This window comes from Acidobacteriota bacterium (genome assembly GCA_018001935.1).
Lineage (GTDB): Bacteria > Acidobacteriota > JAAYUB01 > JAAYUB01 > JAAYUB01 > JAGNHB01.
Map to the genome: position 1 here is coordinate 1 of JAGNHB010000012.1, position 14,985 is coordinate 14,985.

The window sequence follows — 14,985 nt, forward strand, 5'->3', positions numbered from 1 at the left end:
CACCCGACTTCTGTCAAAGGCTGCGGGGGCACAGGTCCAAAGAGAGTTCTTTGCGAAACGGGAGTGCGGTGGTGCTCCCCGCAGCCACTTGCTTCCTCGTCCTGATTACAATGTACAGGAGTGCGGCGCGCAGGCCGCCGGAGCGCCGCTTTTCAACAAGCCCCAGGAGCAAGGCGCGCAGGCCGCCGGAGCGCCGTCGGGGGGGCGCGTCACAATCCCGGGGAGCAATGTCGCCAGACGGATGCACCGCTCCCGGAGCGCCGGGTCTTCGCCGACCGGCCATAGCCCCGCGCCGCTCCGACGGCCTGCGCGGCGCATGCTCCCCCGAGCCCGTCGCGGGCGTCCAGGACAGGAGATCAGCCGGGCACTGTCTCAGACCGTCTTCATTCGAACCGGACCGAAACCTCCACCGGCCTGTCGTCGAGACCGGTGTACCGCACGGTGGCGGTCAGTCCCGGGGCCGGCGTCAGGAGGGGGGAGTAGGAGCCCAGCGACAGGATCTCCCCCGCCCGGAGTTTCCGCCCCTCCGCCCGGAGCGACGCCGCCAGCCACAGGACGGCGTTGAGGGGGTTGCCCAGGATGTCGGACCCGGTGCCGAGCGCCAGCCGCTTCCCCGTTCCGTCCAGGGCCTCGACCCGCATCGCCGCCAGGCGGTCCGCCGACGCCTGCGTCGGGGGAAGACGGACGGGCGGGCCCAGGACGCCCAGCCGCGCCGCCGCGTTGATGGCGCACAGCGACGGCCCGTCCAGTTTCACCTGCGGCTCGAACACCAGGTCGGGCAGCTCGATGAAGGGCCGGAACGCCTGGATCCCCGCCAGGGCCTCCAGCGGCGTCCGGGCGGCCATGAGCTTTTCCGCGTCCCCGACCACCGCCACGAGGTCGGCCTCCCAGACCGGATGCGAACCGAAGGCCGCCGGGACCTTCGCCCCGCCGGACAGGATCATCCGTGCGTAGAGCGTGCCGCGCACGGGCTGGTCCCAGCCGAAGCGCCGCTGGATCGCCGGGTTGGTCAGAGCCGCCTTGTAGCCTGCAACGGGGCCCAGGTCACGGTCGATGAGGGCCGTGTACGCCTCCCGGACCCTCACCGCCTCGTCCATGCTCATCCCCGCGGCGAAGCCCGGCGCGGGGCGCTGCGCCAGCCAGGCCGCCGCCAGCGCCTCGACGGCACTTTTCGGGGGCCCCTCGGCCAGCACCGCCGCGGAAACACACAGGCACAGTCCGAGGAAGACCCGTCGTCGCATCTCGCTCCTCCCTTCATCGAAACCGGATGGGCCGGCGACCCCGGGCCGGGAAATGTCCCCGCAGGGGGACCGGCCCGCACCGGCCGGGATCTCGGCGGCTCGCCGCCGCGCCAGGGCTCACATCCCCCCGGCGAAGATGACGTGGTTCAGCGTCAGCCAGGACGGGTCCACCGAGCCCGGGGACATGTTCCCCGCGTAGCCCCGCTCGTTCACGAACCACACGGACATGTCGCCGGTGGACAGGCGGCGCCAGAAGACGTCGCTCCGGCCGTCGCGGTCGAAGTCGCCGATCCCGGCCACCTGCCAGTCGGGGTCGGAGATCCCGCCGACGAACGCCGCCCCCTTGACCCCCGACGCGTTCATGAACCAGAGGGAGAGCATGCCGCTGGCGTCGTTGCGCCAGAAGATGTCGGCCCTGTGGTCGCCGTCCGCGTCCCCCAGGCCCACGATCTCCCAGGCGGGGTCCACCGTCCCGGGGGACATGTCGCCCGCGAACCCGTACTGGTTGACGAACCAGATGGACATCGTCCCCGTGGAGGACTGCCGCCAGAGGATGTCATTCTTCGCGTCGCCGTCGAAGTCCGCCACGCCCATCACCTTCCAGTCGATGCTGCCGATCCCGCCGACGAAGCCGGTGCCCCGGAGGCCCGACTCGTTCATGAACCACAGGGACATCATCCCGCTGGTGTCGTTGCGCCAGAAGACATCCGCCTTGCGGTCGCCGTCCGCGTCGGCCAGGCCCACGATCTTCCAGGACGGGTCCACGACCCCGGGGGACATGTCGTTCACGTAGCCAAACTCGTCCACGAACCACACGGACAGGGTCCCGGTGGGAACGTGCTTCCAGAGGAGGTCGGCGCGCCGGTCGCCGTTGATGTCCCCGACGCCGGCCACCTGCCAGTCGGGGTCCGAGATCCCGCCCAGGAAAAGCATGTCCGTCAGGCCCAGCGCCGACATGGTCCAGGCGGAGAGCGTGCCCGAGGCGTCGTTGCGCCAGAGGATGTCCGTGACCCCGTCGTAGTTGAAGTCCACCGCCGCGGCCTCGAGGGTCCGCACCAGGCGGAAGCCGTGGCTGGGGGCCCGGACGGCGGGGTCGTTGCTGTGTCGGAAGGCGGAGCGGCAGGCGTAGGCGTGGGCGTCCCAGGCGCCCCCGCGAAGCACCCGGAAGGAGCCGGTCTCGGGGCCGTGATAATCCGTGGCGAAGTCCGTCGGGTAGTCCGCCGCGTAGCGGTCCCAGCACCACTCCCAGAGGTTCCCGTGGACGTCCTTGAGGCCCCACGGGTTCGGCGCCGCCGTCCCCGCGGCCCGGGCCGCCGTCGGCGCGTTGGCCAAAAACCATGCCGCCGTTTCCAGTTCGGGGTAGAGCCCCGGGGTCTCCGAGGGGCAGTTGTCGGCCGTGTAGGCCGGCTCGTCGATCCAGAAGGGCCCCGTGGTCCCCGCCCGGCAGGCGTGCTCCCACTCGCCTTCCGAGGGCAGGCGGTAGCCGTTGGCGTTCCAGTCGCAGCAGCAGGGCCCCGCCGCGTAGTTCGAGGCGTCCAGGGGCGTCGTGAAGGCGGCGTCGGCGTAGTAGCACCGCCGGTAGCCGTTCTGCACGGACAGCAGGTTCGCGAAGAGCAGGGACTCGTGGAAGGTGGCCCGGTTCACCGGGTGGCCCATCCCCGGGCTCACGGCGGTGCTGGAGGGGTCGGCGGGAAGGGTCGGCTGGACGGCCTTCAGGTCCGACCACATCCGGCGGGACACCTCCGTCTCCATGGCCGCGAACGCCAGGGTGAGGGTGTGGGTGAACGGCGTCTCGTTCGTCCCCCGGCAGACCTCTTCCGGCGGGGAGCCCTGGACGACGAAACCCGCCGGGACGAAACACATCTGCCCGACCACGGGGTCCGGGCCCACCTGCGGCGGGTCGATGGTGCGCACCAGGCGGAAACCGTGGCTGGGGGCCTGGCTGGCGGGGTCGTTGCTGTGCCGGAAAGCGGAGCGGCAGGCGAAGGCGTGGGCGTCCCAGGCGCCGCCCCGCAGCACCCGGAACGTGCCTTCCACCGGCCCGTAGTAGTCCGACGCGGACCCCTCGGGGTACGCGTCGGTGTACCGGTCCCAGCACCATTCCCAGACGTTGCCGTGCACGTCCCGCAGGTTCCAGGGGTTCTCCCCGGCGGTCCCCACCGCCCGGGTTGCGGTCGGCGCGTTGGCCAGGAACCACGCCGCGGTCTCCAGGGCGGCGTACAGGCCCGGCGTTTCCGAGGGGCAGTTGGCGGCGGTGTAGTTGGCTTCGGCGACCCAGAAGGGCGTGGACGTCCCCGCGCGGCAGGCGTACTCCCACTCCCCCTCCGTCGGCAGCCGGTACCCGTTCGCCCACCAGTTGCAGTAGACGGTCTCCGCCGTGTAGTTGGCGGCGTCGATGGGCGTCGTGCAGGACTCGTCCGCGTAGTAGCACGGCGTCAGCCCGTGGTTCACCGACAGGAGGTTCGCGAAGAGGATGGCCTCCCAGTACGTGACCCGGTTCACCGGGTTGGACATCCCGGGGCTGACGGTGGTGTTCGACGGGTCGTCCGGCAAGGTCGCCCGGGCGGCCTTCAGCTCCGCCCACATCTGCCGCGAGACCTCGGTTTCCATGACGGCGATGTCCTTCGTCAGGCTGTGCGCGAAGGGGGTCTCGTTCGACACCCGGCAGGGTTCGTCCCCGGGAGAGCCCTGGGTGAAGATCCCGGCCGGGACGTAGTACAGGGCCCCCACGATGGGGTCCACGCCCCAGACCGTCCCCGGGACGATCCCCAGGGGGGTCCAGCCGGCCCCATCGTACCGGTACAGCCGGCCCTTTTCCGTATTGAAGACCAGGGTGCCTTCCGCCGGGCTCTTCAGGGCGGCCATCCCGGCAAGGGACAACCGTGGGGGGCGCACCCCGGGAAGCCCGGGGCGCACCGCGGCCACGGAAGCCGCCGCGCCGGGGTCGCACCCGACGGACCCCCGGTTCCCGGACGGCCCGGCCGGAGCCGGGACCCCCAGGGCCAGCGTCGCGACCAGCACCTTCAACAACGGTTTCACGCTCATGCGACACCTCCTTTCCACCGGGAAAATGCGGGTCGGGGCGACTCGCCCTGAAGGGCCCCGTCTGCCGGGATGCCCCGACGCCGTCTCCGCCGGAACGCGTTGCCGGCCTCCCCCCACCTTTCCCAAAATCGTCAGGCGAAGGGATTTTCCCCCCTCGCGCGGGGGATGTCAACCGCAATCACGGCGGACGCAGGTCGGGACGGGGGTGAGCGGAATCTCTGGCGACGGGGCCGCGATGGTGGTACAATGGCCGCAGAATATCCCGGGGGATGGGCGTTGAGAACCGAGCACGACCGAAGGCCACCGACTTCCGCCGTTGCATGCCGGCCGCCGGCCCGAAACCCGGACCCCCGGAAGACGATCCCCTAAACCCGGCCGGAGACACACCGTGAAACCATCGACCCTTCGACTGATCGGCTTCAACACCGCCAGCGCCACCGCCATCTTCATGGTGAACCTGGACACCACCGTGGTGAACATCATCCTGCCCACGCTGGCCGACCACTTCGACGTGGACATGACGCGGATCTCCCTGGTGAACGTGGCCTACCTGCTCTCCCTGACCGCCTTCCTGCTGGTGTTCGGCCGCCTGTCCGACCGCTGGGGGCCGGAGAAGATCTTCATCCCCGGCTACGTCCTCTTCACGGTGGGGTCCGCGCTGTGCGCCCTGTCCCGGGGGATCTGGGACCTCTCCGCCTACCGCTTCGTCCAGGGGGTCGGCGGCTCCATGATCTTCGCCACATCCGCCGTCATCATCGTCAAGTACATCCCCGCGGAGATGCGGGGTCGGGCGTACGGCGTCAACGGCCTCTTCGCCGGGATCGGGTTCGCCCTGGGGTCGCCCGTCGGGGGCTACCTCTGCTCCTTCGGCTGGCAGTGGGTTTTCCTGGTGAACATCCCCATCGGCCTGGTCGGCATCTTCCTGTGCCTCCGTTTCCTCGACGACCGGACCCACGTCCGCAGCCGGGAGACGTTCGACACGGGCGGCGCCGTTCTCAGTTTCTTCGCGCTGATCCTGCTGATCGCCGCCTTCCAGGCCGGGGGAAAGTTCTCCTGGACCTCGCCCGGGGTCCTGGGCTGCTTCGCCGTTTCCGGTCTCCTGTGGGTCGCCTTTCTCGTCGTGGAATCGCGGGTTTCAAACCCTCTGGTCCCTCTTTCCCTTTTTCGGAACCTCCCGCTGTCCGCCGCCCTGATCGCCAATTTCGTCTACCTCCTCCTCCTCTATGGCATCAGCTTCATCTTCCCCTTTTACTTCAAGTACATCCAGAAGCTCACCGACGCACAGACCGGCCACTGCATGGCCCTGTTCCCCCTCGTCTCCATCGTGATCAGCCCCGTCACGGGGTTCCTCTGCGACAAGATCGGCCCCCGGGTCCTGTGCATCTTCTCCATGGCCGTCTTCGTGGCCTCCACCGTGCTCTTCCTCCGGTACGACGCCGCGACGCCGACGACCTACCTGGTGGTGACCCTGCTCCTGTTCGGCCTGGCCATGGCGCTTTTCTGCACGGCCATCCTGACCCTCATCATGACCCACGCGGCGCCGGGCCGGGCGGGGGTCCTCTCGTCGGTCAAGGCCGTCATCCCCAACCTGGGCGGCCTGCTGGGCGTTTCAATGTTTTCCATCGTCTTCACCCACCACCTTCTGTCGGAGGGCGAAGGTCTGGTGGAGACGGCGTCCCTGACGACGCTGATGACGGGTTTCCGGCAGACCATGGTCCTGGCGCTGGCGGTGGCCGTGGCCGGCTTGCTGGCTTCCCTGGTCGCCCGTCCCCGGGAGAACGCGCCGGCGCCGCCCGACGAGGCGCGGTCCCTGCAGTTGTGACGATCCCGGGGAGAGCGGGGGGAGCGGGAATGCGAGGAGTTCCCGCGCTAGAGGGGGGGGTGCTGCGGCTCAATGGGGTTTTCCCGCGCAAGCTGAAGCTTGCGCCACGACTTGATGGGTTTTAGCGCGCAAGCTGAAGCTTGCGCCACGGCTTGAGGGGATTTTCGCGCGCAAGCTGAAGCTTGCGCCACCAATTATGGCGTGACCAACGCGGAGATTTCGGGAGGCGACATGACGACACCGGCGACACGGTTTTCACTCAGCCACGCGGAGAAGCGGATCTACCTGACGGAGCGCCTTCACCCCGGTTCCACCATGTGGAACCTGCCCTACCTGGTCCGTTTCCACGAGAACGTGGAGGAAGACCTCCTGGTGGAAGCCATCCGCCGGGTCGTCCGGGCCAACCCGGGGCTGCGCCTCCGTTTCACCGAGGTGGACGGCGAGATCCGGCAGTACGTGTCGGACGACGGGGAGATCGCCGTGGAGCGGCTGAACCTCGGCGCCGGGGGGGAGACGGACCTGCAGGCCTGGGTCGACCGGGCGATCCGGACGCCCTTCGCCTTCTTCGACCGGCCGTTGTACCGCTTCGCCCTCCTTCGCCTGGCGAACGGCCAGCACGCCTTCTATTACTGCCTCCACCACATCGTCGCCGACGGGGGCTCCTGCGCCCTCGTCGTGGAGCAGGTAATGGCCGCTTACCGCGCCCTCCGGGCGGGACAGCCCGACCCGGCCGAACCCCGCCCTTCCTTCCTGGACGTCCTCGACGCCGAGCGGGCGTACCTGGCCTCGCCGCAGTGCGCGGAGGACGGGGCTTACTGGCACGGCCTCTTCCCGGACCTTCCCGACCCCATCGACCTGACGGGGCGCCCCGAGACCGACAACCTGGAGATCCGGCGCGTCCGGCACGAGTTCTCCGGTCGGCTGACGGAGAAGATCCACGCCTTCTGCGCCGACCGGCAGACCTCCCCCTTCCGCCTGGTCCTGGCCGCCCTGGCGGCCGTCCTGGGCCGGGAGACCCAGCACGACGACCTGGCCGTCGGCACGGCCACCCTGAACCGCTACCCGGAGGCGATGGAAAAAGCCGTCGGCATGTTCGTCAGTTCCGTCCCCATCCGCCTTCGCCCCGCCCCGGAAGCCGGCATCGACGACCTGCTGGGCCAGGTGCGGGAGGCCTTCCACGGGATCCGCCGGCACGACCGGTACCCCTACGACCGTTTCATCTCCGAAATCCGGGACCGGCTCGGCGAGTCGCCCAACCTGATGGACGTCACGCTGGTGCAGTACATGCGCGCGGACCTGGGCGAGCACACCCAGATCGAGTTCCTGTGCCCGTCCAACTCGCTCAACACCCTGACGATCTACCTGGACTACGGCGTCCGCGGCGTCCGGAACCAGCCCGTCCGGATCATGGCCGACTTCCGGGCCGACCGGCTCACCCGGGAACGCACCCTCGCCCTGCTGGAACACCTGGAAACCCTGCTGTCCGACGCCATGGACCGCCCGGGGGAGAAACTCCACCGCCTGCAGCTGCTCTCCGGGATGGAACGGCACCGGGTCCTCGCGGAGTTCAACAGCGCCCGGCAGGCCTACCCGGAAAACGCCACCGTCCACGAGCTGATCGAGCGGCAGGTGCTCCGGACGCCGAACCAGACCGCCCTGGTCTACCGGAACCAGCGCATGACCTACGCGGAACTCAACCGCTCCGCCAACCGCCTGGCCCGGGCCCTCCAGGCCCGGGGGGCCTGTCAAGGCGGTTTCGTGGGGATCCTGGCCGAACGCTCCATCGAGATCATCGTGGCCCAGCTGGCGACGCTGAAATCCGGGGCGGCCGTCATGCCCATCGACGCCAAGTACCCCGCCGACCGGGTCCGCTTCATGCTGGAGGACAGCCAGGCCCCGGTCCTTCTCACCCAGCAGGCCTTCCTGGGCCGGCTGGACATCCCCCCGGGGACGGCGGCCCTGGACCTCGACGACCCCGCCCTCTTCCAGGGCGACGACACCGACCTGCCGGTCGCGGCGGCCGCCGACGACCTTTTCGCCCTGATCTACACCTCGGGTTCCACCGGGACGCCGAAGGGCGTCATGCTGGAACACCGCTCCATGGTCAACTTCATCACCTGGTTTGCCGAGGTCGCCGGGATCACGGAAACCGACCAGGTCTCCAAGCACACCAGCTTCAGCTTCGACGTGTCCAACGCGGAGATCTACCCCGCCCTGATCCGCGGCGCCACCCTGCACATCATCCCCGACGACATCCGCCTCTCCCTGAACCACCTGAACGACTACTTCGAGAAGAACCGGATCGGCATCGCCTTCTTCACCACCCAGCTCGGCGAGCAGTTCATGGACCTCATCGACAACCGGTCGCTGCGGCTCCTCCACGTGGCGGGCGAGAAACTCCGCATCTACCGGAAGCGGGGCTACCAGCTCCTCAACGGCTACGGCCCCACCGAGTGCTCCGTCTACACCACCTTCTTCCCGGTCGACCGGGACTACGAGAACATCCCCATCGGCAAGCCGCTCCCCAACTACCGCGTCTTCATCCTGGACCGGCACGGGAACCCCCAGCCCGTGGGGGCGCCGGGCGAACTCTGCGTGGGCGGCGTGGCCCTGGCCCGGGGCTACCTGAACCGGCCGGAGAAGACGGCGGAGGTCTTCGTCGACAACCCGGTCCTGCCCGGACAAAGGATGTACCGGACCGGCGACCTGGCCTGCTGGCTCCCCGACGGCAACATCCAGTACCTGGGCCGCATGGACCGACAGGTGAAGCTGCGCGGCTTCCGCATCGAGCTGGGGGAGGTCGAGCAGGCCTTCCTGGCCCAGCCGGGGATCCGGGAAGCCGCCGTGGTGGACCGGAAGGACGCCAACGGGCGCATCTTCCTCTGCGCCTATGTCACCGCCCCGACCCGGCTGGACCTGGAGGCGCTGCGCCGCGAACTGGGCAAGACCCTCCCGGAGTTCATGATCCCGGCCCGCTTCATGCAGCTCGACGCCATGCCCATCAACCCGAACGGCAAGATCGACCGGAAACGGCTGCCCGAGCCGGAGCCGGAGGACCGGGGCCGCTCGGAGTTCAAGCCGCCCCGGACGCCGATGGAGAAGGCCCTCGCCCGGCTCTGGCAGGAGGTCCTCCACCTGGAGTCGGTGGGCGTCCACGACGAGTTCTTCCACATCGGCGGGGACTCGCTCAAGGCGGTCCTGCTCCAGGTCCGGGTCGAGAAGGAACTGGAGGCCGACCTGTCGCTCCAGGACCTGTTCCGGCGCCCGGTGCTCGGCGACCTGGCGGCGTTCCTGGAGGGGTGTGCCCGGAAGGCCCAGGCGGCCGTCACCCCGGCGCCCGCCCAGCCCTTCTACCCCGCCACCCCCGCCCAGAAGCAGCTGTACATCCTCAGCCGGCTGAACGGGATCGACATCACCTACAACATCCCCCTCGTGGTCAGGCTGGAGGGCCGGCTCGACCGGAAACGCCTGGCCGACGCCTTCGAGGCCCTGGTGGACCGCCACGAGCCCCTCCGGACCTCCTTCGACCTCGTCGACGGGCACCCCGTCCAGATCGTCCACCCCAAGGCCCGCCTGAAACTGCTTTTCCAGGAAGCCGCCGAAAGCGAACTCGAATCCGTCATCCGGGGCTTCGTCCGGCCGTTCCAGCTGGAGAAGGCGCCCCTGCTGCGGGTCCTGCTGGTCTGCACCGGGCCGGAGCGCCACGTCCTGCTCTGCGACGTCCACCACATCGTCTTCGACGGCATCTCCATCGGGCCCTTCCTGAACGACCTGGCCGGGCTTTACGGGGGCCGTGCGTTGGCGGAGCCCCCGTTCCAGTTCAAGGATTACGTGGTCTGGCGGGAGTCGGCGGCCCAGGCGGAGCGCCTCCGCGGGAAGGAGGCTTACTGGCTGGAGACCTTCCGCAACCCGCCGGTCCTGGAGTTCCCTACCGACCGGCCGCGGAAGCAGGGCGCCGATTTCGCGGGCGGCGCCTGCGATTTCGTCATGGACCCGCTCCTGGCCGGACGGGTCAAGACGCTGGCCCGGAAGAACCAGGCGACCCTGCACCATGTCCTCCTCGCCGCCCTCCAGGTCCTGGTCTCCCGGTACACGGGCGAAGACGACGTCGTGGTCGGGACCAGCATGGGCGGGCGGACCGTCCCCGGCACGGAGGACCTCGTCGGCATGTTCGTGAACACCCTGCCGGTCCGGACCCAGCCCCGGGACGAGGTTTCCTTCCGGGCCCTCCTGGGGGAGGTCCGGGAGACCATGCTCTCCATCTACGCCAACCAGGACGTGTCCATCGACCGCGTCTACGAGCAACTGAACATCAACCGGGGGCCGGGGCGCCACCCCCTCTTCGACATCAACCTGGTGCTGCAGAACATGGAACAGCCCCGTTTCGAGGCGGGCGGCCTGCGATGCGACGTCGCCCTGCACGAGACGGGCACCGCCAAGTTCGACATCAGCCTGACGGCCACGGAGTGCGCCAAAACCATCCGCTTCCACATGGAGTATCGGCGGAACCTCTTCGATCCCGACACCATGGACCGCCTGGCCAAGCACTTTCTCCGCATCCTGGAGGAGGCGGCCGACGACCCGGACCGGCGGGTCCGGGACATCGAGATGCTCTACCCGGAGGAGAAGCGGTTCCTCCTGGAAGACCTCAACGACACCGCCGCCCCGCCGCCGCCGTTCGGGACCGTCTGCGAGGCCATCGCGGGGCACGCCCGGCGCGACCCGGACCACGTGGCCGTCGTGGACGGGCGGTCCCGGATGAGCTACGGGGAGCTGAACCGCCGGGCCGACCGGCTGGCCGTCCGCCTCCAGGCGGACGGCGTCGGCCGGGACGTCATCTGCGCCGTGGCCACCGACCGCTCCGCCGAGGCCGTCGTGGGCATGCTCGCCATTCTGAAGGCCGGCGGCGCCTACGTGGGCGTCGACCCCGCCTACCCGGCCGACCGGATCCAGTTCATCCTGGAGGACACGGGCGCCCCCGTCGTGCTGGGCCGCCGGGAGACCCTCGAGCGCATCCCCGGCCCCTGCCGGCGGCTCGCCGTGGACGACGAGACGCTCCTCGAGGGGCCCGACGTCGCCCCCGAAGCGAAAACGGAGCCGTCCGACCTGGCCTACGTCATCTTCACCTCGGGGTCCACCGGGATGCCCAAGGGCGTCATGATCGAGCACCGCTCCATGTGCAACTTCATCCACTGGTACGCGAGCGAGCACCGCATCGACCCCGCCGGGCGCTGCGCCGAGTTCGCCGCCTTCAGCTTCGACGTCTCGGTGGTCCAGGTCTTCGCCCCGCTGGTGTCCGGCGCCGAGCTGCACATCATCCCGGAGGAGCTGCGCCTCTCCCCGCCCGAGCTGAACCGCTACTTCGAGGCCCAGGGCATCACCCACGCCCACTTCCCCACCCAGTTCGCGGAGCAGTTCATGCACATGGTGGACAACCACTCCCTGAGGCGCCTGGTGGTGGGCGGCGACGCCCTCAAGAACTACAAGCTGGGGCGCTTCACCCTGGTCAACGAGTACGGCCCGTCGGAGACCACCATGGCCTCCACCAGCACGGTGGTGGACCGCCTGCTGGAACGCGTGTCCATCGGCAAGCCGGTGGCCAACACCCGGGTCTACATCCTGAGCCGCAACGGGAGGCTCCAGCCCGTCGGCGTCCCCGGCGAGCTGTGCATCGCCGGGGCGGGGGTCTCCCGCGGGTACCTGCACCGGCCCGAGCTGACGGCCGAAAAATTCGTTGCCGACCCCTTCGTCCCGGGGGAGCGGATGTACCGGACCGGGGACCTCGCCCGGGTGATGCCCGACGGCAACCTGGACTTCATCGGGCGCCTGGACTTCCAGGTCAAGATCCGGGGCTACCGCGTCGAGCTGGGGGAGATCGAGAAGCGCCTCGCCGCCGGTGCGGGGATCCGGGAGTGCGTCGTGGCCGCGAAGCAGGACCCCGGCGGCGGGAAGTTCCTCTGCGCCTACTACACGGCCGACGAGACGATCCCGCCCGAGAGCCTCAAGGCCCTCCTGTCGAAGGAGCTGCCGGAATACATGGTGCCCGCGTACTTCGTCCGCCTGGAGAAGCTGCCGCTGAACCGCAACGGGAAGGTGGAGCGCAAGGCCCTCCCGGACGTGGAGCTGACCGCGGTGGGCGACCACCAGGGCCCCGGCCCCCGGACCCCCGCGGAGCGCCTGGTCTTCGCCGCCTGGGAAAAGGTCTTCGGCTTCTCCGGCATCGGCGTCTTCGACAATTTCTTCCAGATCGGCGGCGACTCCCTCAAGGTCATCGCCCTCATGGCCGAGCTGCAGAGCCGCTTCGACGTCAACGCCGGCGACCTCTTCACCCACCAGACCATCGCGGAACAGGCGCAGAACCTGAAAGAGCTGACCGGGAGCGTGGGGGCGCGGCTGGCCCGGCTCCGGGAGGTGCTGGCCGCCCCGGACCTGTCCGCCGACCCCGCCATCCAGGCGGGGCTGGCCCTCTACCGGGAACGGATCCGGGAACTCGCGTCACTGGACCTGCAGACGCGTCGGGAGTACGCGCACGTCCTGCTGACCGGCGCCACCGGGACCCTGGGCGTCTACCTGCTCCGGGACCTCCTGCTGACGACCGCCGCGCGGGTGACCGCCCTCGTTCGCGGCCCCTCCGACCCCGAGGCGAGGGAGCGCCTGGCAGCCAGGATGGTGCGCGCCTTCGGCCCGGCCATCCGGGAAGCGCTGGACACCCGGCTGACCGTCCTGGCCGGGGACCTCCCCGCGGAGCGCCTGGGCCTGGCCGGGAACGTCTATCAGCGCCTGGCCGGCGAGGCGGACGCCGTCCTCCACGCCGCCGCCGACACCCGTCACCTCGGCGAGTACGCCGAGTTCCAGCGGGCCAACGTCCTCTCCACCCGGAACCTGATCCGGTTCGCCCGGGACGGCCGGCCCAAGGACCTCCACCACGTCTCCACCACCTCGGTCAGCATGGGGACTTACGCGGACCGGGACGCCGTCCTCTTCACCGAGTTCGACGCCGACCTCGGCCAGCGGACCGACCACGTCTACATCCGCTCCAAGCAGGAAGCGGAGAAAGCCGTCCTGGCGGCCCGTTCGGAGGGCCTCAGCGCCAGCATCTACCGGGCCGGCAACATCACCTTCGACTCCGGGACCGGGGCCCTCCAGGAGAACGTCGACGAGAACGCCTTCTTCCAGCAGGTGAAGGCCTACCTCATGCTCGGCGCCGTGCCGGACCGCTTCGACGAGCGCAACCTCTCCTTCGTCGACCAGACCAGCCGGGCGATCCTGGCCCTGTTCGACCGGCCGGCCCTCGCCAACCGGACGTTCCACATCGAGAACCCCCACCACGCGAAGCTGTCGGAGGTGCTGACCGCGGAAGCCCTGGGGCTCAACCTGCGGCGGCTCCCCCTGGAAACCTTCATCGACCTCGTGGTGGAACACTGCGAGCACAAGGGGTTCAGGGAACCGATCGAGCGGCTGCTGCTTCACCTCGGTTGGCTGGACCTGCTGTCGAAGGGCCCGGCCACGCCGGTCCTGCGCCCCACGGAGCTGACCGAGGCCGTCCTGGCCCGGGTTGGGTTCCATTGGCCGCGGGTGGAACCGGGCGGGATGGCCCGCATGATCCGGCACGCCTTACGGGAGCGGATCGGGTTCCTGGGCGGCGTGCCGGCCTTCACCACGCTGGACGGGGAGATCCTGGCGAAGCTGGCGGCCCGCCTTCGGCCGGAGCACGGGGCCGACGACACGGAGATCCTCTGGGAGGGCGAACCCAACACGCGGGTCTTCATCCTCGCCGACGGAAACGTGGAAATCAGCAAGCGGTCGCACGACGGCTGGATCGGGACGATGTACGTCGCCGGTCCCGGGGCGCTGCTGGGCCTGGAAAACCTGCCCGGGAACGGGAGCGCCCGCCGGACGGCGGAACCCGTGGGCGAGGCCTTCCTGCTGAGCCTGGAGGTGGACGACCTGCGCCGCCTGATCCGGGAGCACCCGGAGATCACCCTGGGACTGTTGCGGGAACTGAGCGGCACCATCGACCGCCTGGAGACGCTCAACCTCGCCATGGCGTGACGGCCGCCGCCGCGGGGGGGCGCTCTCCCCCCGCGGACAGCGGGTTTTTTCCTGTTGCCTTCCCGGGTGACGATTGGTTGACGGGTTCGCAAAAAGTCGGAAAACGAGCGGGAACGGGTGTGCAAGACGCTTGTTTGAGCCATCACCCGGAGGGTGAGGGTACTCGTTGCGGGACCGTCATCGGTTGACTTTCGGCGCGGTAAGGGGATACCTTCCGGCTATGAACACGGACCCGATGGAAAACGATGGCCTTCCCACCTCCGTGATCGAGGCGATCCGGTTGATGCTGCGGGCCGGGCGGCCGGTGACGGTCCGGATCGCCGGGACCAGCATGGCGCCGCTCATCCGCGAGGGCGACCGGGCCGTGGTGGTCCCGCTGGAAGGGCGCGCCCCGCGGCGGGGCGACCCCGTCCTGTTCTTTTCGGGGGCGATCCTGGTGGTTCACCGGGCCCTGCGGGTGAGGCGGCGGGCCGGGGAGTGGGTCGTGCTCCAGAAGGGGGACGCGGTGTCCACCGGCGGGTGGGTCCCCCTGTCCCGGGTTCTGGGCCGGGTGGCGGCGGTCCTGCGGCCCGACGGGTCGTGCCTCGACCTGGAACGCCGGGCGTCCCGATGGCGCGCCCGGGTGGCGGCGCTGGCGGACCGGGCCTGGCTCCGCCTCACCCGGCGCCCCGACGGCAGGCTCCGCGCGGGCCTCGGCCGTGTCCCGGGCCCCGTGCGCCACAAGGTCCAGCGCGGCGTGGGCTGGGGCCTCCGTACCCTCTACGGTCACCCCCCCCGCCCGAAACGCTAGTTCGTACGCGTCGTCCCGACGCGGCCCCCCCCGGT

General features: G+C 69.8%; 5 protein-coding genes. 3 read left to right on the top strand and 2 right to left on the bottom strand.

The window, feature by feature from the left end; genetic code table 11:
• Window positions 1-383 precede the first annotated feature (383 nt).
• On the bottom strand, window positions 384-1,241 hold the full coding sequence (locus KA419_06810; GenBank protein MBP7865644.1) for a hypothetical protein: 858 nt from the start codon (window positions 1,239-1,241) through the stop codon (window positions 384-386).
• Window positions 1,242-1,358: 117 nt separating this feature from the next.
• Window positions 1,359-4,286, bottom strand: coding sequence for an SUMF1/EgtB/PvdO family nonheme iron enzyme (locus KA419_06815; GenBank protein MBP7865645.1), 2,928 nt, complete (start codon window positions 4,284-4,286; stop codon window positions 1,359-1,361).
• A 388-nt stretch (window positions 4,287-4,674) separates the two neighbouring features.
• Here KA419_06815 and KA419_06820 point away from each other — a divergent pair, with 388 nt between their 5' ends.
• From KA419_06820 to KA419_06830, 3 genes are all read left to right on the top strand, one after another.
• Window positions 4,675-6,108: an MFS transporter gene (locus KA419_06820; GenBank protein ID MBP7865646.1), complete on the top strand. Its 1,434-nt coding sequence runs from the start codon at window positions 4,675-4,677 to the stop codon at window positions 6,106-6,108.
• Window positions 6,109-6,339: 231 nt separating this feature from the next.
• On the top strand, window positions 6,340-14,160 hold the full coding sequence (locus tag KA419_06825) for an amino acid adenylation domain-containing protein (protein MBP7865647.1): 7,821 nt from the start codon (window positions 6,340-6,342) through the stop codon (window positions 14,158-14,160).
• A 220-nt stretch (window positions 14,161-14,380) separates the two neighbouring features.
• Window positions 14,381-14,950, top strand: coding sequence for a S26 family signal peptidase (locus KA419_06830; GenBank protein ID MBP7865648.1), 570 nt, complete (start codon window positions 14,381-14,383; stop codon window positions 14,948-14,950).
• Window positions 14,951-14,985 lie beyond the last annotated feature (35 nt).

Bases quoted from the DNA above. Each gene is read 5' to 3' on its own strand.
- KA419_06825 (MBP7865647.1), top strand. From the start codon at position 6,340: ATGACGACACCGGCGACACGGTTTTCACTCAGCCACGCGGAGAAGCGG.
- KA419_06810 (MBP7865644.1), bottom strand. From the start codon at position 1,241: ATGCGACGACGGGTCTTCCTCGGACTGTGCCTGTGTGTTTCCGCGGCG.
- KA419_06830 (MBP7865648.1), top strand. From the start codon at position 14,381: ATGAACACGGACCCGATGGAAAACGATGGCCTTCCCACCTCCGTGATC.
- KA419_06815 (MBP7865645.1), bottom strand. From the start codon at position 4,286: ATGAGCGTGAAACCGTTGTTGAAGGTGCTGGTCGCGACGCTGGCCCTG.